General features: G+C 70.9%; 17 protein-coding genes. 8 read left to right on the top strand and 9 right to left on the bottom strand.

Translation table 11 applies throughout. The features are described 5' to 3' along the window. The first annotated feature begins 30 nt into the window (after positions 1 to 30). The 3 genes from ftsH (at position 31) to AB0K36_RS13780 (ending at position 3,868) form a co-directional block, all read left to right on the top strand. Positions 31 to 2,073 carry an ATP-dependent zinc metalloprotease FtsH gene (gene ftsH, locus AB0K36_RS13790; protein WP_189470402.1) on the top strand — a complete coding sequence of 681 codons (2,043 nt, stop codon included), beginning with the start codon at positions 31 to 33 and terminating at the stop codon, positions 2,071 to 2,073. A 116-nt stretch (positions 2,074 to 2,189) separates the two neighbouring features. After that, complete coding sequence (folE, locus tag AB0K36_RS13785; RefSeq protein WP_364592795.1) at positions 2,190 to 2,795, top strand: GTP cyclohydrolase I FolE; 606 nt, start codon at positions 2,190 to 2,192, stop codon at positions 2,793 to 2,795. Between the two features lie 77 nt (positions 2,796 to 2,872). Further along, a complete protein-coding gene (locus AB0K36_RS13780) occupies positions 2,873 to 3,868 on the top strand; it encodes an aldo/keto reductase (protein ID WP_364592792.1) in 996 nt (331 codons plus the stop codon). A gap of 68 nt (positions 3,869 to 3,936) precedes the next feature. Here the strand turns inward: AB0K36_RS13780 and AB0K36_RS13775 are convergent, their stop codons facing one another. The 6 genes from AB0K36_RS13775 to AB0K36_RS13750 form a co-directional block, all read right to left on the bottom strand. Next, on the bottom strand, positions 3,937 to 4,425 hold the full coding sequence (locus AB0K36_RS13775; RefSeq protein ID WP_189470395.1) for a DUF3180 domain-containing protein: 489 nt from the start codon (positions 4,423 to 4,425) through the stop codon (positions 3,937 to 3,939). 77 nt (positions 4,426 to 4,502) lie between these two features. After that, positions 4,503 to 5,102 carry a 2-amino-4-hydroxy-6-hydroxymethyldihydropteridine diphosphokinase gene (gene folK / locus AB0K36_RS13770; protein ID WP_189470392.1) on the bottom strand — a complete coding sequence of 200 codons (600 nt, stop codon included), beginning with the start codon at positions 5,100 to 5,102 and terminating at the stop codon, positions 4,503 to 4,505. After that, complete coding sequence (gene folB, locus AB0K36_RS13765) at positions 5,099 to 5,458, bottom strand: dihydroneopterin aldolase (RefSeq protein WP_005314173.1); 360 nt, start codon at positions 5,456 to 5,458, stop codon at positions 5,099 to 5,101. Before folB ends, folK begins: the two co-directional genes overlap by 4 nt. A 191-nt stretch (positions 5,459 to 5,649) precedes the next feature. Further along, positions 5,650 to 6,096 (bottom strand): nuclear transport factor 2 family protein, encoded by a 447-nt coding sequence (locus AB0K36_RS13760; RefSeq protein WP_189470390.1) that lies wholly within the window; start codon positions 6,094 to 6,096, stop codon positions 5,650 to 5,652. Then, the gene (gene folP / locus AB0K36_RS13755; RefSeq protein WP_364592787.1) at positions 6,093 to 6,950 is read right to left on the bottom strand and encodes a dihydropteroate synthase; all 858 of its coding nucleotides are present in this window, start codon (positions 6,948 to 6,950) and stop codon (positions 6,093 to 6,095) included. The genes AB0K36_RS13760 and folP overlap by 4 nt, the downstream gene beginning before the upstream one ends. Before the next feature lie 164 nt (positions 6,951 to 7,114). Further along, positions 7,115 to 8,950 (bottom strand): phosphatidylglycerol lysyltransferase domain-containing protein, encoded by a 1,836-nt coding sequence (locus AB0K36_RS13750; protein WP_364592784.1) that lies wholly within the window; start codon positions 8,948 to 8,950, stop codon positions 7,115 to 7,117. A 144-nt stretch (positions 8,951 to 9,094) separates the two neighbouring features. Between AB0K36_RS13750 and AB0K36_RS13745 the strand changes: the two genes are divergently transcribed. Further along, on the top strand, positions 9,095 to 10,204 hold the full coding sequence (locus AB0K36_RS13745; RefSeq protein ID WP_364592781.1) for an alpha/beta hydrolase: 1,110 nt from the start codon (positions 9,095 to 9,097) through the stop codon (positions 10,202 to 10,204). Here the strand turns inward: AB0K36_RS13745 and AB0K36_RS13740 are convergent. Beyond that, positions 10,191 to 11,363 carry an ABC transporter ATP-binding protein gene (locus tag AB0K36_RS13740; protein ID WP_364592778.1) on the bottom strand — a complete coding sequence of 391 codons (1,173 nt, stop codon included), beginning with the start codon at positions 11,361 to 11,363 and terminating at the stop codon, positions 10,191 to 10,193. The genes AB0K36_RS13745 and AB0K36_RS13740 overlap by 14 nt on opposite strands. 129 nt (positions 11,364 to 11,492) lie before the next feature. Here AB0K36_RS13740 and AB0K36_RS13735 point away from each other — a divergent pair, with 129 nt between their 5' ends. The 4 genes from AB0K36_RS13735 (at position 11,493) to AB0K36_RS13720 (ending at position 15,112) form a co-directional block, all read left to right on the top strand. Continuing rightward, positions 11,493 to 12,209 carry an ABC transporter permease gene (locus tag AB0K36_RS13735; RefSeq protein WP_364592775.1) on the top strand — a complete coding sequence of 239 codons (717 nt, stop codon included), beginning with the start codon at positions 11,493 to 11,495 and terminating at the stop codon, positions 12,207 to 12,209. Continuing rightward, the gene (locus tag AB0K36_RS13730) at positions 12,206 to 12,886 is read left to right on the top strand and encodes an ABC transporter permease (protein WP_364592772.1); all 681 of its coding nucleotides are present in this window, start codon (positions 12,206 to 12,208) and stop codon (positions 12,884 to 12,886) included. The genes AB0K36_RS13735 and AB0K36_RS13730 overlap by 4 nt, the downstream gene beginning before the upstream one ends. A gap of 64 nt (positions 12,887 to 12,950) precedes the next feature. Beyond that, positions 12,951 to 13,928 (top strand): ABC transporter substrate-binding protein, encoded by a 978-nt coding sequence (locus AB0K36_RS13725; RefSeq protein ID WP_364592769.1) that lies wholly within the window; start codon positions 12,951 to 12,953, stop codon positions 13,926 to 13,928. 83 nt (positions 13,929 to 14,011) lie between these two features. Next, complete coding sequence (locus AB0K36_RS13720; RefSeq protein WP_364592766.1) at positions 14,012 to 15,112, top strand: hypothetical protein; 1,101 nt, start codon at positions 14,012 to 14,014, stop codon at positions 15,110 to 15,112. 12 nt (positions 15,113 to 15,124) lie between these two features. Here the strand turns inward: AB0K36_RS13720 and AB0K36_RS13715 are convergent, their stop codons facing one another. Together AB0K36_RS13715 and AB0K36_RS13710 are read right to left on the bottom strand one after the other, a co-directional pair. Further along, positions 15,125 to 16,267: an NADH-quinone oxidoreductase subunit D gene (locus tag AB0K36_RS13715; protein WP_159689061.1), complete on the bottom strand. Its 1,143-nt coding sequence runs from the start codon at positions 16,265 to 16,267 to the stop codon at positions 15,125 to 15,127. After that, positions 16,264 to 17,256 (bottom strand): SAM-dependent methyltransferase, encoded by a 993-nt coding sequence (locus tag AB0K36_RS13710; protein WP_364593033.1) that lies wholly within the window; start codon positions 17,254 to 17,256, stop codon positions 16,264 to 16,266. The genes AB0K36_RS13715 and AB0K36_RS13710 overlap by 4 nt, the downstream gene beginning before the upstream one ends. Between the last annotated feature and the right edge of the window lie 11 nt (positions 17,257 to 17,267).

The raw sequence follows: 17,267 nt of genomic DNA, 5'->3' as shown, positions 1-17,267 counted from the left end.
GGAGGGACGGGGCGACACCGCCCCGTATGGATGGACGTGAAGCGATACTTCCGTGGGCCGGTCATGTGGATCGTGCTGGCCGTCCTCGCCGTGGTCGTGCTGATGCAGGTCGTCGGCTCGTCCGGTGGCTACAAGACGGTTGACACCGGCGAGGTCGTCCAGGCGATCGACAAGAACCAGGTCAAGCAGGCAAAACTCACCACTGGTGACGAGCAGATCATCAAGATCGAGCTCAAGGAAGACCAGAAGGTCGACAACAGCAGCAAGGTGCAGGCCAGCTACATCGGCACCCAGGGCGCCGACCTGGCCGACAAGCTGCAGGAGAAGTTCCAGGCCGGTGAGATCGAGGACGGTTACACGGTCTCGCCGTCGAAGCAGAGCCCGTTCGTCTCGGTCCTGCTCTCCCTGCTGCCCTTCGTGCTGATCGTCGTGGTCTTCCTGTTCCTGATGAACCAGATGCAGGGCGGCGGCTCCCGGGTCATGAACTTCGGGAAGTCCAAGGCCAAGCTGATCACCAAGGACACCCCGAAGACGACCTTCGCCGACGTGGCGGGGTCCGACGAGGCCGTCGAGGAGCTCCACGAGATCAAGGAGTTCCTCCAGGAGCCGGCCAAGTTCCAGGCGGTGGGCGCCAAGATCCCGAAGGGTGTGCTGCTCTACGGCCCGCCCGGTACGGGTAAGACGCTGCTCGCACGCGCCGTCGCCGGCGAGGCGGGCGTCCCGTTCTACTCGATCTCCGGTTCCGACTTCGTCGAGATGTTCGTCGGTGTCGGTGCCTCCCGGGTCCGCGACCTCTTCGAGCAGGCCAAGGCGAACGCCCCGGCGATCGTCTTCGTCGACGAGATCGACGCCGTCGGCCGGCACCGTGGTGCGGGTCTCGGCGGTGGCCACGACGAGCGCGAGCAGACGCTGAACCAGCTGCTCGTCGAGATGGACGGCTTCGACGTGAAGGGCGGCGTCATCCTGATCGCCGCCACCAACCGGCCCGACATCCTCGACCCGGCGCTGCTGCGCCCGGGCCGCTTCGACCGGCAGATCGCGGTCGACCGGCCGGACATGCAGGGCCGTCTGGAGATCCTCAAGGTCCACCAGAAGGGCAAGCCGGTCGCTCCGGACGTGGACCTGGGCGCCGTTGCCCGGCGCACGCCCGGCTTCACCGGCGCCGACCTGTCGAACGTGCTGAACGAAGCCGCGCTCCTGACCGCGCGCGGCGACAAGAAGCTGATCGACAACCACGCGCTGGACGAGGCGATCGACCGTGTCGTGGCGGGCCCGCAGAAGCGGACCCGGATCATGTCCGACAAGGAGAAGAAGATCACCGCGTACCACGAGGGCGGTCACGCCCTGGTCGCGGCGGCCTCACCCAACTCCGACCCGGTCCACAAGATCACGATCCTGTCCCGGGGCCGTGCCCTCGGTTACACGATGGTGCTCCCGGAAGAGGACAAGTACTCCACCACCCGCAACGAGATGCTCGACCAGCTCGCGTACATGCTGGGCGGGCGTGCGGCCGAGGAGCTCGTCTTCCACGACCCGACCACGGGCGCGGCGAACGACATCGAGAAGGCCACCGCCACGGCCCGCGCGATGGTCACGCAGTACGGCATGACCGAGCGGCTGGGTGCGATCAAGTTCGGCGGTGACAACACCGAGCCGTTCCTCGGCCGGGAGATGTCCCACCCGCGCGACTACTCGGAAGAGGTCGCGGCGCTGGTCGACGAAGAGGTCAAGAAGCTCATCGAGACCGCGCACAACGAGGCCTGGGAGATCCTCGTCGAGAACCGCGACGTCCTCGACAACCTGGTCCTCCAGCTGCTGGAGAAGGAGACGCTCGGCAAGGAGGAGATCGCGGAGATCTTCGCGCCGATCGTGAAGCGCCCGGCCCGCCCGGCGTGGACCGGCTCCTCGCGGCGTACGCCTTCCACCCGCCCGCCGGTGCTCTCGCCCAAGGAGCTGGCCCTGACCAACGGCGCCGCGAACGGTGCGACGTCGGCCTCGGCCACGGCGACCACGGTGACCGATGTCACCAAGGCGTCCGCCGAGCCGGTCCCGGAGGAGCGTCCGGAGGCCTGACCAGGGCATTCGTCGCTCCAGGGCCACCGGCCCGGAATGAACGCCGCACCTCCCGGGTTCTAGCCTGGGAGGTGCGGCGTTTTCGCGCCACGTCGGAGCAGAGGAACGAGGCACAGATGACCGACCCGGTGACGCTGGACGGCGAGGGCTATCTCGCCGATTTCGACGAGAAGCGGGCGGAGAACGCCGTTCGTGAACTGCTCATCGCGGTCGGCGAGGACCCGGACCGCGAGGGTCTGCGTGAGACGCCCGCGCGCGTGGCGCGGGCGTACAAGGAGATATTCGCCGGTCTGTGGCAGCAGCCGGAGGACGTCCTGACGACGACGTTCGACCTCGGCCACGACGAGATGGTGCTCGTCAAGGACATCGAGGTGTACTCGACGTGTGAGCACCACCTGGTCCCCTTCAGGGGTGTGGCGCATGTCGGCTACATCCCGTCCACCAGTGGCAAGATCACCGGCCTGTCCAAGCTGGCCCGGCTGGTGGACGTCTTCGCGCGCCGGCCGCAGGTGCAGGAGCGCATGACCACCCAGATCGCCGACTCCCTGATGGAGATCCTGGAACCCCGGGGCGTCATCGTCGTCGTCGAGTGCGAGCACATGTGCATGTCGATGCGCGGTATCCGCAAGCCCGGGGCCAAGACGATCACTTCGGCGGTCCGCGGTCAGCTGCGTGACTCCGCGACGCGCAACGAGGCGATGAGCCTGATCATGGCGCACTGATCCCACACTCCGGACAGAGCCCGCGTTCTTCGTCAACTCCCCGGTGACAACCGGGAGTTGCTGCAAGGATCGGTCGCATGACCGAACAACTGCTGCCCACGCGCCGGCTCGGTGGCCTCGAGGTCTCCGCACTCGGCTTCGGCGCGATGGTCCTTTCCCCCGGTGTGTACGGCGAGATCGACGACGAGCGCGGCGAGCGGGCACTGCTCGCCGCCGTCGACGCCGGCGCCACGTTCATCGACACCTCCGACGGCTACGGAACCGACGGCCACAACGAGCAGCTCATCGGCAGGGCCCTGCGTGGCAGGCGGGACGAGGTCGCCATCGCCACGAAGTTCGGCTTCCGGCTGCCGGACGGTGTCGAACCGCATCCGTTCCCCGTCGGGTTCGCCTTCGGCGAGCTGGCCGTCAACGCCGCGCCGGAGCATGTCCGCGGCTACGCGGAAGCGAGCCTGCGCGGCCTCGGTACGGACCGGATCGACCTGTACTACCCGCACTTCCCGGACCCGCGGGTGCCGCTGGAGGACACCGTCGGCGCGGTCTCCGAACTGGTCGAGGACGGCCTCGTCCTGCACCTCGGTCTGTCCAATGTGACCGCCGCGCAGCTGCGCGCCGCGCATGCCGTCCACCCGGTGGCGGCCGTGCAGACCGAGTGGTCGATGTGGCGGCCGATCGACCCGGAGCTGCTGGCGGCCGCACGGGAACTGGGCGTGGGTATCGTGCCGTGGTCCCCGCTGGGCAGCGGATTCCTCAGCGGCGCCGTCAGCGAGGTCAAGGAAGGCGACTTCCGGCAGAACGCGCCGCGCTTCGCCGCCGCCAACCTCAAGGCCAACAACGACCGCTTCGCCCCGGTCCGCGGCATCGCGGCCGAGCTGTCGATCACGCCCGCCCAGTTGGCGCTGGCGTGGCTGCTGCACCAGGACGAGCACGCGGTCCCGATTCCGGGCAGCCGGACGCCCGCGCACATCGAGGAGAACCTGGCGGCGGGGAGGGTGAAGCTGCCGGGGGAGGTGCTCGAGCGGCTCTCGGCGATCCTGTCGTCCACCGAGGTGGAGGGCGGCACGCTGCTCTGACCGGATGACCGGATGACCGGATGACCGGATGACCGGCGTGAAGCCGGCCGTGGCGTGGCGGCCCGGCGTCAGGTCCTGGCCGCGCCGCCGCCGTTCTCGTCGTCGCCGTCCTCCGGGAGCTTGCAGACCCGCTCCAGGAAGACGGCGGCGGCGATCACCGCGATGCCGGTCACCACCGCGAATCCGGCGTAGATCGCCTGGTCGCGGCGGGCCGGGACGTCGAGCGAGCCCAGCAGGAACACGCCCGTGCCGCCGTACATGCCGCTGACGAGGGCCGCCACCAGGGCGCTCGCCTGGCCGAAGACGACCGCGCGGGCGGCCATCAAAGGCTCGACGCCCTTGGCGCCCGGCCGGCGTTCGCGCTGCGCCCGAAGGCGGGCGCGCAGAGAGAGCGCGGTGGCGGCGAGGACGACGGCGATCGCGGCGAGCACGATCGGCGCGGCCAGCGGCACGCTCGGCAGGGTGCCCAGTGAGTCCCACAGGCGGGCGCCGCCCCAGGAAAGGACTCCTGCCACGGCGAAGAGACCGGCCAGCACACCGAGCCGTAGTTGCTTCACCGAGAAAGCCGCCCTTCGCCTGTCGTTCGTGACCCGCCGACCCCGCCGCGGGAGATCGTTCCGTACGAGCCTAACGACTACTCGGGCAGCCGCAGTTCCAGGTCGCCGCGCGGCTGGACGCCGCCGGCGCCCACACCGGCCAGCAGCTCGGCCACCGCGCCGCGGCCCGGGAGCTGTGCCTCCGGCTGCACGTCGTGCCACGGGGCGAGGACGAAGGCACGCTGATGGGCGCGCGGATGCGGAAGGGTGAGGGCCGGATCGTCGGACACGACGTCCGCGTAGGCGACGATGTCGACATCGATGGTGCGCGGGCCCCAGCGCTCGTCGCGGACGCGGTCGAACGCCTCCTCGATGGCCTGGCCGCGCTCCAGCAGCGAGGACGGCGGCAGGGTCGTCCTGATCACGACCACCGCGTTGAAGTACGACGGCTGGCTGCCCGGGTCGACGCCCCACGGCTCCGTCTCGTACACGGGAGACACGGCCTTCACCCGGAGGCCCGGAGTGTCCTCCAGGGCGTCGATGGCGCCCTGGAGGGTCTCCAGGCGGTTGCCGAGGTTGGAGCCGAGGGAGAGCACGGCGTCCTTCGGGTTGGACAGGGTGACGTCGGCCGCGTCGACCTGTTCCGTGACGGACGACGGCACCGGCTGCACGGTCGGGTCGCTCGCTGCCTGGTTCATACTCGGCTCCGGGTGATCGTGATGGTGACGTCGTCGAAGGGCACCGTGATCGGGGCGTCCGGCTTGTGCACCACCACCTCGACCTCCTCGACGGGGTCGTGTTTGAGGCACACCTGGGCGATCCGCTCCGCCAGCGTCTCGATCAGATCCACCGGGTCGCCCTCGACGACGGCGACGACCTCCTCCGCGACCACTCCGTAGTGCACGGTCTTCGCCAGGTCGTCGTCGGCCGCCGCGGGGCGGGTGTCCAGACCGAGCACCAGGTCGACGATGAAGGTCTGGCCCTCTTCCCGCTCCTTGGGAAAAACGCCGTGGTGCCCACGGGCCTTGAGGCCGCGCAGCGCGACACGATCCACGCGAATCACTCCTGCTTCTGTAGGTCTGCGGGCACGCGGCCACATGCGGATGGCGTGGTGCCCGCGTTCGAATCTACCTGCGCGCACCGACAGGACCTGCCCATGGGGCCGTGGAGGACTCACGAGAGGCCGGGTAGGCGCGTATACCCGCGCATGCGCGGCGACGAACCCTCTTGTTGGCCCCTACCCACTTATGAGGGGCCGTTCTCGTCCTCTTCGCCGTCGGTTTCCGTGAGCACCGGGGAGCCGTGGTGCGACCAGATCTTCCAGCCGTCGGCCGTGCGGCGGAACACATTGGTCGCCACGACCAGCTGGCCGACGAGCGGCCCGAGCTCGCCGCCGTCCTCCGCCGGACCGCCGCTGAGGATGTTCTCCGTACAGGTGACCAGCGCCGTGTCACCGGCCAGGTGCACCTTCACGTCGGTGAGGAAGAACTGGATGTACTCGGTGTTCGCCATGATCAGGGCGTACGAGCGGAGCACTTCCCCGCGGCCGGAGAGCACCGGCCAGCCGGGGTGGATGCACGAGATGTCGTCGTCCAGCCACAGGTCGGACAGCTCGTCGAAGTCGCCGCGTTCCATCGTCTCGTAGAAGGCGGTGTTCGCCTGCTCGACGAGCTCGGTGTCGGTCAGGCTCACCGGGCGCCCTCGACGGCCCGCGCGACCCTGACGGCGTCGGCCGTGGCCCGTACCTCGTGGACCCGGACCGCCCAGGCGCCCTCGTGGGCGGAGATGGCGGAGACAGCGGCGGTGGCGGCGTCCCGCTCACGGGCGGGCGGCGGCGGGCCGTCCTTGGCCAGTACGCGGCCGAGGAAGCGCTTACGGGAGGCGGCCACCAGGACCGGACGGCCGAGGGCCCGCAGGTCCGCGAGATGCGCGACGAGCGCGAGGTCGTGCTCCGCCTGCTTGGCGAAACCGAGGCCCGGGTCGACGACGATGCGCTCCGGCGCGATCCCGCCCTCGACGACGGCCTCCATACGGGCGCGCAGTTCGGCGACCACCTCGGCGACCACGTCGCCGTAGACGGCGCGGCTGTTCATGTCCTCGCTGAAGCCCCGCCAGTGCATGACCACGAACGGAGCGCCGGTCGCGGCCACGACGGGCACCATCCTGGGATCGGCGAGGCCGCCGCTGACGTCGTTGACGAGCACGGCGCCGGCCGCGACCGCCTGCTCCGCGACCACGGCGCGCATGGTGTCGACGGAGACGGTGACGCCTTCCGCGGCGAGGCCCCGTACGACGGGGACGACGCGGCGGAGCTCCTCTTCCTCGTCGACCCGGCTGGCCCCGGGCCTGGTGGACTCGCCGCCCACGTCGACGAGGTCGGCGCCTTCGGCCACCAGCTCGAGACCGCGCTTGATCGCGGCCGTGGTGTCGAACCAGCGCCCGCCGTCGGAGAAGGAGTCCGGCGTCACATTGACGACTCCCATGACCGCACAGCGATCCCACTCCGGCAGGCCGTCGGCCGTGCCCCGTCCGCGCAACGTACTCATGGAACCCAGCCTAGGCCCGTACGGACCACGCCCATGCCACTCGTGGCCGGGTGTGGCTCGTGCGGGACCTGTGCGGCGCCGGGGGCGGGCTCGGGCCGTGCTCGTGCCGCACCCGGGCGTCCACGGCCCCCACCGGGGCGGTGACGCACGGGGGGCGGACCCGGTCATGCCGCGCGGGCCTCGCGCGGTTCCGGCCGGGCCGGCAGATGGGCGCAGGGGCGCGGCGCCCGGGTGCGCCGGCGGGCGAAGGGGCGCGGCAGCGAGAGATTGACGAATCCCTCGGCCTGCATCGCGGCGAAGCCGATACGGGGCAGGTCGCGGGTGGTGGGGAAGACCACGAACCGGGGTTCCCAGCGGGGCCGGAACTTGGCGTTGAACTTGTACAGCGACTCGATCTGGAACCAGCGGGAGAGGAACACGAGCAGCCCGCGCCAGAGCCGCAGCACCGGTCCGGCCCCGATCTTCTCGCCCCTGGCCAGCGCCGACCGGAACATCGCGAAGTTGAGCGAGACCCGCTCGACGCCCAGGCCGGGCGCCGCCTGGAGGGCGGCGACGATCAGCAGCTCGTTCATGCCCGGGTCGGCGGACCGGTCGCGGCGCATCAGCTCCAGTGACATGCCGTCCGTGCCCCACGGGACGAAGTGGATGACGGCCTTCAGGTCGCCGTACGGGGACGCCCCGCTCTCGTCGGCCTTGTGGGCGGTGGCGATCACGGCGTCGCCGTCGGCGGGGTCGCCGATGCGGCCGAGCGCCATGGAGAAGCCGCGTTCGGTGTCGGTGCCGCGCCAGTCGGCGGCGGCGCGGCGGATCTGCCGGACCTCGTCGTCGGTGAGATCACGGGCGCGGCGTACGCGGGTGCGGTAGCCGCCCCGCTCGATGCGCTTCACCATCTGGCGCACGTTCCGCATGGCGCGCCCGGTGAGGGAGAAATCCGCGACATCCACCACCGCCTCGTCCCCGAGTTCCAGGGCGTCGAGGCCGGTCTCGCGGGTCCAGACCTCGCCGCCCGTCTCCGAGCAGCCCATCACCGCGGGCGTCCAGGAGTGGGCCTTCGCCTCGTCCATGAAGCGTTCGATGGCGCCGGGCCAGGCCTCGACGTCGCCGATCGGGTCGCCGCTCGCGAGCATCACGCCGGACACGACGCGGTAGCAGACGGCGGCCTTGCCGCTGGGGGAGAAGACGACGCCCTTGTCGCGGCGGAGCGCGAAGTGGCCGAGCGAGTCACGTCCGCCGTGGACGGCGAGCAGCTCGCGCAGCCGGCGCTCGTCGTCCTCGGTGAGGCGGGCGGCGGGGTGCTCGGGACGGAAGGCGAGGTAGATGGTGGTGACGGCGGTCAGCAGGCCGAGTGCGCCGAGGCAGTAGCCGACGGTCCAGGAGACCCCTTCGGTGTAATCGATGGGGCCCTCGAAGCCGAAGAGCCCGTAGATGACGTGCTCCAGGCGGTCGGTGAGGCCCGGGTCGCCGACGACCCGGCCGGGGTGGGCGCTGACGACCACCAGGCCGACGACGAGCGAACCGGCGCCCATCGACACGAAGTTGGCGAGCGCCCGCCAGCGGCTGCGCGGGTCGGGCAGGGCGGCGAACTCGCCCCGGTGGCGCAGCAGCAGTGCGAGCAGCGCGAGGGAGAGCAGCACGCCGATGACGGAGTGCCGGTAGACGAACTGCGCGACGGCCCCGGCCGGCAGCAGCACGACGGCCGCCCGCCATGCCCGGCGCTTGTGGCGCTTGATCCCGTGCGCCAGCAGGAGCAGCAGCATGCCCGCGCTCAGCGAGAGCGCGGCGGCGAACGGGCCGGTGGCGCCCGGCAGTACCTCGGCGATCGTGTGCATCCGGCTGTGCCGGAACCGCGGGAAGATCCCTGCCCCGATGTCGATCAGGCCGACGAACGTGCATGCCGTGCCGACGAGGGCCGGGACCGTCTCGGGCCGTGGGCCGTGCAGCAGGCGGCGCACCCGATTCGGAACCGATCCTGATTTGTCCCCATCTACCGTTGCAGACATCGCTTCCCGTGATTTCGGATGAGATCCCGTGCCCAAGGCCTCAGGTCGGTCGGCCCGGACGATTTGCGCCCTCTAGGACGGGACTTCGGGGAGGCGGGTTCATCCTCATCCGGAATTCGTCGACACGGAAGGCACACCCGAGTCATGGGTCTGACCAGTAACAAAGTCCTGGCCTTGGCCGCCGCGGCGGCCGTGCTGCTGTTCGCCGCCACGGTGTGGTTGTGGCCGCGACTGGCGCACCGCCGACCGCGTGCCGTGGCGGGGCGTGTCGGTCTGCTGCTCGCCACGCAGTTGTCGCTGTTCGCCGCGGTCGGGCTCGCGGCCAACAACTCCTTCCTGTTCTACGGCTCCTGGGCCGATCTCTTCGGGCAGCAGCAGGACATGGGCGTGGTCGTGGACCACTCGCAGGGCACGCACCTGAGAGTCGTCGAGAAGCAGAGACCCGGCGTGCCGGGCGCGTCCCGCCCGGAGACGGGCGGCCAGATACACAAGGTGGTCGTGTCCGGGGCCAAGTCGGGGATCGACAGCCCCGCGTACGTCTATCTGCCGCCGGAGTACTTCCATGCGGAGCACCGCGAGCGGACCTTTCCGGCGGCCGTCGTGCTGACCGGCTACCCGGGCACCGCGGAGAACCTGCTCAAGGGCCTCAAATACCCGAGGACCGCGTACGAGCAGGCCAAGGAGGGGCGGATGCAGCCGATGGTCCTGGTGATGCTGCGGCCGACGGTGGCGCCGCCACGGGACACCGAATGCGTGGACGTGCCCGGGGGACCGAAGACGGAGACGTTCTTCGCCGAGGACCTGCCGAGGGCCGTGTCCGAGACCTACCGGGTGGGGACCCACGCGCGGAACTGGGGTTTCATGGGCAACTCCACGGGCGGCTACTGCGCCTTGAAGATCGCGCTGCACCATCCGGAGCGGTTCTCGGCGGGTGTCGGGCTCTCGGCGTACTACAAGGCGGCCGAGGACCCCACGACCGGTGACCTGTTCCACGGCGACGACCGGGAGCGCAAGCGGGCCGACCTGCTGTGGAGCCTGGACCATCTGCCGCAGGGCCGTTCGTCGTTCCTGGTCACCACCTCCCGGCAGGGGGAAGGCAACCTGGCGGGGACGCGCGCCTTCGTCAAGAAGGTGAAGGCGCCGGCGCGGGTGTCGTCGATCGTCCTCGACAGCGGCGGGCACAACTTCAACACCTGGCGGCGGGAGATCCCGCCGGCCCTTCAGTGGCTGGCCGGCCGGCTCAGTCCTTCGTGACGGGGCCTGCCGGCGGGACGCTCGCGATGGACTCCAGGGCCACCTCCGCACGCGCGATGTCCTGGGCGTCCGCGTCGATCGAGCGCCGTAGTGCCTCGTGCAGGCGGGCCGGTGTGAGGACCCCGAGGAAGCGCCCGGTCTCCTCCTTGTCGATCACCGCTATCCAGCCCGCGTCGTGCTGGAGCATCGTGGAGAACGCCTGCTTGAGCGAGGCGCCCACCGGCAGCCAGGCCTCCATACGGCGGGCGTGGTCGCGCACCGAACCGCTCTGCCGGGCTCCTTCCGCGGAGATCCAGCCGTGCAGGTTCTCCTCGCCGTCCAGGACGACGGCCCAGCGGGCGCCGAGGTCGCGGGGGAGCGGATCGTCGAGGTGGACGACCGGCGGCTGCTCCAGGTCCGCGGGCTCGATGGGGGTGACGGACAGCCGCTTGAGCCCGCGGTCCGCGCCGACGAACTCGGCCACGTACGGGGTGGCGGGGGCCCCGAGGACGGTGGCGGGGGCGTCGAACTGCTCGATACGCCCCTGTCCGTAGACGGCGATGCGGTCCCCGAGGCGCACGGCCTCCTCGATGTCGTGGGTGACGAACAGGACCGTCTTGCGGACCTGGGCCTGGAGCTTCAGGAACTCGTTCTGCAGATGCTCGCGCACGACGGGGTCGACCGCGCCGAAAGGCTCGTCCATCAGCAGCACGGGCGGGTCGGCGGCCAGTGCCCTGGCGACGCCGACGCGCTGGCGCTGGCCGCCCGACAACTGCTCCGGGTAGCGGTCGCCGTACACGGACGGGTCGAGGCCCACCAGTTCGAGGAGTTCGGCGGCGCGTGCCCGGCCGGCGGACCGCTTGACGCCGAGGAGGCGGGGGACGGTGGCCGTGTTCTCCAGGACCGTCCGGTGCGGGAAGAGGCCGACCTGCTGGATCACATAACCGATACGGCGGCGCAGTTCGACCGGGTCCGTTCCGGCGATGTCCCGGCCGTCCACGAAGATCTGCCCGCTGCTCGGTTCGATGAGGCGGTTGACCATCTTCATGGTGGTGGTCTTGCCGCAGCCGGACGGTCCGACGAGCGTGACCAGTTCACCCTCCGCGACCTCGAAGGAGAGATCGTCGACGGCCGTGGTGCCGTCCGGGTACCGCTTGGTGACGTGCTCGAACCGGATCATGACTCCCCATTGTGACGGGTGCTGTGTGAAAGCCATGTTGCTGCACTGTGGCGGTTCCGGGGGATTGTCGGTGGCCAGGGTTATGGTCACCAGACATACGTTCGGCGGTCGCGGGGGAGGTGGGAGTGGATGAGTACGGGGTGGGCGGGCACGGAGCGGGCGGCGGGGAGCTGTCTCGCGGCGAACGACTGGATCTGCGGCGAGTACATCCGCTCCCGCAGCCAGGAGTTGACCGACGCGACGGTCCAGCATGTCTGGATCACCGTCGCGTCGGTACTGATCGGGCTGGCGGTGGCCTTCCCGCTGGCGCTGCTCGCCCGTGCCAGGCCGCGGTTCGCGGGACCCGTGCTGGGGCTCACCACGCTGCTCTACACGATCCCCTCGCTGGCCATGTTCTCGCTGCTGCTGCCGTTCTTCGGGCTGTCCGCCGCCCTGGTGGTGACGGGGCTCGTGCTCTACTCCCTCACCATCCTCGTGCGGAACATCATGGCCGGGCTCGAAGCGGTCCCGGCGGAGGCGCGTGAGGCCGCCCGTGGCATGGGCTACGGCCCCGCGCGCCTGCTGTGGGAGGTGGAACTGCCGCTGGCCCTGCCGGCCTTGATGGCGGGCATCCGGATCGCGACCGTGTCGACGATCGCGCTGACGACGGTGGGCGCGCTCGTCGGCAAGGGCGGCCTCGGCAATCTGATCGACGACGGCGTGCAGACCACGTTCAAGGCCCAGGTGCTCACGGCGTCCGTGCTGTGCGTGCTGCTGGCGGCCGTCGCCGATCTCCTGCTTCTCGGCGTGCAGCGGCTGCTCACCCCCTGGACCCGCGTACGGACGGCGGAGGTGAAGGTCCGATGAGTGTGGTCCCGGGTGCGTGGACCTGGCTCACCACCGGCGCCAACTGGTCCGGGGAGGGCGGGGCCTGGCACCGGCTCGGGGAACACGTCTACGTCAGCGGTGTCGCTCTCGTCCTCGCCTGTGCGATCGCGCTGCCCGTCGCCCTGTGGCTCGGGCACATCGGCAAGGGCGGTGCGCTCGCGGTCAACATCTCCAACGCGGGCCGGGCCGTGCCGGTCTTCGCGGTCCTCGCGCTGTTCATGCTCACGCCGCTGCGCAGCGCAGGCTATGTGCCGACCATCATCGCCCTGGTGCTGTTCGCCGTGCCGCCGCTGCTGACCAACGCGTACGTGGGCATGCGGGAGGTCGACCGGGCCGTGGTGGAGGCCGCGCGCGGGATGGGCATGTCGGGCGGGCAGGTCTTCCTGCGGGTCGAGCTGCCCCTCGCCTATCCGCTGCTGATGACCGGGCTGAGGTCGGCCGCCGTCCAGGTCGTGGCCACGGCCACGATCGCCTCGATGGTCGGCCAGGGAGGCCTCGGCCGCATCATCACCGCCGGGTTCAACACGTACAACACCCCGCAGGTGGTCGCGGGGGCGCTGCTCGCGGCGCTGCTGGCCCTCGTCGTGGAAGGGCTTCTGGTGGCCGCCGACCGGCTGCTGAGTCCCTTGCGCAGGACCGTGCCGTCGTCGGGCTGACGGCACGCGCCGACCTACTCGTGTCGATGATTCGCTTCCCATGTCGCTGTGGACGGAGAACCTGATGAGCAAGACCTCACGCATCGCCGGTGCGGTACTCGGTGTGGTGGCCCTGACGGGTTCCCTCGCCGCGTGCGGCGGTGAATCCCTCGAGCAGGAGAACGCCGGCACGTCACCGGGGACCGGCTCGGGAAAGAAGGGCACCCTGGTCGTCGGGGCCGCGGCGTTCACCGAGTCGAAGGTCCTCGCCGAGCTGTACGCACAGCTGCTCGGCGACGCCGGCTACAAGACGTCGGTCACCACCGTGAAGAACCGCGAGTTGTACGAACCGTCCCTGGAGAAGGGCGAGATCGACGTCGTACCGGAATACGCGGCGACCCTCGCCGAATTCCTCAACGCGAAGGTCAACGGGCCCAAGGCGCCGGAGGAGAAGCCCGTCGCGTCGGGTGATGTCACCGCGACCGTTCAGGAGCTCACCAAGCTCGCGGAGCCGCTCGGACTGAAGGTGCTGCCCGTCGGAGAAGCCGTCGACCAGAACGCCTTCGCCGTGACGAAGGAATTCGCCGAGAAGAACAAACTGAAGACGCTCAGCGATCTCGGCAGGACGAAGCGACCGGTGAAGATCGCGGCCGGCGACGAGTGTGAGGTGCGGCCCTTCTGCGCGCCGGGTCTGAAGAAGACCTACGGCATCGACGTCGCGGGCATCGACCCGAAGGGCGTGGGGACCCCGCAGGCAAAGCAGGCCGTCAAGGACGGTGAGGACGACATGGTCCTCACCTACACCACCGACGGCACGCTCGAGAGCTACGGCCTGGTGCTCCTGGAGGACGACAAGAAGCTCCAGAACGCGGACAACATTCTCCCGGTCGTCAATGCGAAGGATGCCGGCAGCGCGGAGATCGCCGATGTCCTGGCCGGGCTGACCAAGGCCCTGACCACCGAGGATCTCGCCGAGTTGAACCGCAAGGTGGACGGGGAACGCGCGAAGCCCGCGGACGTCGCGAGGGCCTATCTGGAGGCGGAGGGACTGCTGCGGAAGTAGCGGTCGCCGGGCCCGGCATTCTCTCCGAGAGATTTGCCGGGCCGACGCCCCATTCAGTGCCTACGCACGGTAAATTTCGGGCCATGCCACGAGGACGCCACCGCCATTCCCCGCCCCTGCACAAGCTGCTGCCCCCCTCGGCGGTCGCCGGAGCGTCGGTTCTGTGCGCCGCCGGCGCGTGGTTCGTCGGCGATGCCGTGGCGCTCCGTGTGCTGGTCGCCGCCGCGGCGGCCGCCGCTGTCACCGGTGCCGTCCTCATGCGCAGTTGGGACCGCGAGGCCGGGCGCAGGGTCGCCGAGCTGACGCGTGGCCGGGCCGGCGACCAGTGGAAGTTCGAGGAACGCATAGCGGAGCTCGAGACGGACGTCGAGGAGTCCCGCGAGCTGCGCCTGAAGCTCGACGCGAGGCTGCGCGCCAAGCGGGTCGAGCTCGCCGCGCTGCGGGGCGAGCACGCGGCGCTGCTGCGACGGTACGCGAACGCGGAGACGGAGCGGGCCAGCGCCCTCGAGGGCCGCAGGCAGCTCGCGATCGAGGCGGCCGCGCCGGCGAAGGCACTGCCGCCCGCCGGTTCCACGCCGACGCCCTCGACGTATCTGCGTGCGGCCAAGGCGCTGGAGGACCTGTCGCGCAACGCCGCGGCGCAGGAGGCCAGACACACGGTCGAGGAAGCGCGCCGACGGGACCTCGCGGAGCGTTCCCGTGAGGCGGACGAGCCGCAGGGGAAGCACGCGGCGGGCGCCGGGGCCGAGCAGCACGTACGCCCGTCGTCCGCCCTTCCCGCCCGCCGGACCGTTCCTGCCGCCGCCGCGATCGTCCCGTACGGTCAGCGTTCCCGCGTGAAGCGCCCTGAGGGCGGCTTCGACTTCTTCGGCACGGGCGGTGCGGCGAACGGCGGTACGGGCGACGGAACTCCCGTCGGAGCCGAGGACGGGTCCGGTGCCGAGGCCGGCGACGGCGTCAAGGCCGTCGAGGGCGCCGCCGCCCTGCGGGCCATCGAGGCGCCCGGCACGCAGAAGGCGATCGAAGCGGTCCAGCACGAGGACCTGGCGGACGTGGTGGGCGAGGAGGCCCTCGCGGCCCAGCGCGTCAGCGGCCCCCGCGCGGTCGGCAAGGTCATCGACCTGACCGCCCACGACGAGACGGAGCAGATGGACGTCGCCGGGCTGCGCAACGCCGTCTCCTGACAGCGGCGGGCGCTACTTGTCGATGTCGCCGACGACGAAGAAGAGCGACCCGAGGATGGCGACCATGTCGGCGACCAGCGTCCCGGGCAGCAGCACCGTGAGCGCCTGGATGTTGTTGTAGGACGCCGAGCGGAGCTTGAGCCGGTAGGGCGTCTTCTCGCCCTTGGAGACCAGGTAGTAGCCGTTGATGCCGAGCGGGTTCTCGGTCCAGGCGTACGTGTGGCCCTCAGGCGCCTTGAGGACCTTCGGCAGCCGCTGGTTGATCGGACCCGGCGGCAGGTCGGCGATCCGGTCGAGGCAGGCGTCCGCCAGGTCCAGCGCGTTGTGCGTCTGCTCGAGGAGCACCTCGAAGCGGGCCAGGCAGTCGCCCTCCTGCCGGGTCACCACCCGGAGCGTGTCCTGCAGTTCGGGGTAGGCGAGGTAGGGCTCGTCCCGGCGCAGGTCGAAGTCCACACCGGAGGCGCGGGCGATGGGACCGCTGACGCCGAAGGCGTGGACGGCGTCCGCGGAGAGCACTCCCACGTCACGCGTCCGGCCGCGGAAGATCTCGTTGCCGAGGACGAGGCGGTCGTACACGTCCATGCGGGAGCGGACGTCCGCGACCGCGTGCCGGGCACGGCCGAGCCAGCCGGCGGGCAGGTCCTCCTTGAGGCCGCCGACCCGGTTGAACATGTAGTGCATCCTGCCGCCGGAGATCTCCTCCATCACGGTCTGCAGCTCTTCACGCTCGCGGAACGCGTGGAAGACCGGCGTGATGCCGCCCAGCTCCAGGGGATAGGAGCCGAGGAACATCAGGTGGTTGAGGACCCGGTTCAGCTCGGCGAGGAGCGTACGGGACCACACCGCGCGCTCCGGGACCTCCATACCGAGCATCCGCTCCACGGCCATGACGACGCCGAGCTCGTTGGAGAACGCGGACAGCCAGTCGTGCCGGTTGGCGAGCACCACGATCTGCCGGTAGTCGCGGGCCTCGAAGAGTTTCTCCGCGCCGCGGTGCATATAGCCGACGATCGGCTCGGCCTCCCGGATGCGCTCGCCGTCGAGCACCAGACGAAGACGCAGCACGCCGTGCGTGGAAGGGTGCTGGGGCCCGATGTTGAGCACCATGTCGGTGTTCTCCGCCGCACCGCCGATGCCGACCGTCGTCTCCGTCATGCCGCCCAGTCTCTCAGAGGCCGGCCCACCCGCTGCATGAGCCAGGTGAAGTCGCCGAGGCCGCCCTTCGCGGTCAGCTCCGCCGCCTCCCCGGCCCGTGACAGGGCGCGCACATAGGCCGCGGGGTCCGACGACGCCAGGGCGAGCGGCGGACGCTCCCCGCTCACGCCCAGTCCCCGCAGCGCCTCCCGCTGGCCGACCAGCTCGGCGCCCGCCGGCGCGGCGCACGCGTCCAGCGCCACATGGGCCGTGATGTCGCAGCTTCCGTCCGGCACGGGGCGCACCTCGCGGCCGTCGCGGAAGCCGGTCAGCGTGCCGAACGGCGGCCGGGCCCCCGCCGTGTGCGCGTAGTCCACGGCGACCGCGAGCCCCGACGCCAGCGAGCCCGCCGCCGATGCCCACGCCTCGTCCCGGGGCCGCCCGATCTCCGCCCGTGTTCCCGGCCCGCCGAGCGGCCACCAGCGGGCGAGCCAGTCGGCGTCCGCCCCGGTGACCTCGCCGCCGAGCCGCTCCTCGCCGTCGTCGCGTACCAGCACACGGCGGACCACCCCGTCCGCGTCCACCTCCGCGACGTCCACGGGGACGTTGTCGAGCCACTCGTTCGCGAACAGCAGCCCGCTCAGACCCTGGGGGATCTCCGACGTCCACTCGATGCGCGGGTCGAGGTCCGCGGGCGGGTCCGCCCGCTCGACGGCGTACGCCCGGACCGGCAGGCCGGGCGGCAGCGCGGCGAGCACACCGGTCAGCAGTTCGCCGCGGCCCGCCCCCACGTCGATCAGCGCCGGCTCCGCCAGGCCCAGCGACCCGGCTGTGGAGGCCAGCAGCCGGGCCACCGCGGCGGCGAACAGCCCGGACGCGTGGACGGAGGTACGGAAATGGCCCGCCGGACCCTCCGGCCGCCGGTAGAACCCCCGCGGTCCGTAGAGCGCGGTCTCCGCCGCGTCCCGCCAGCCGCGCCAATCGCCGGTCTCATACGTCACGGGCACCAGTCTCCACCTTG

It is taken from the genome of Streptomyces kurssanovii (assembly GCF_040677245.1).
Lineage (GTDB): Bacteria > Actinomycetota > Actinomycetes > Streptomycetales > Streptomycetaceae > Streptomyces > Streptomyces kurssanovii.
This window is presented reverse-complemented; position numbering and strand designations above follow the sequence as displayed.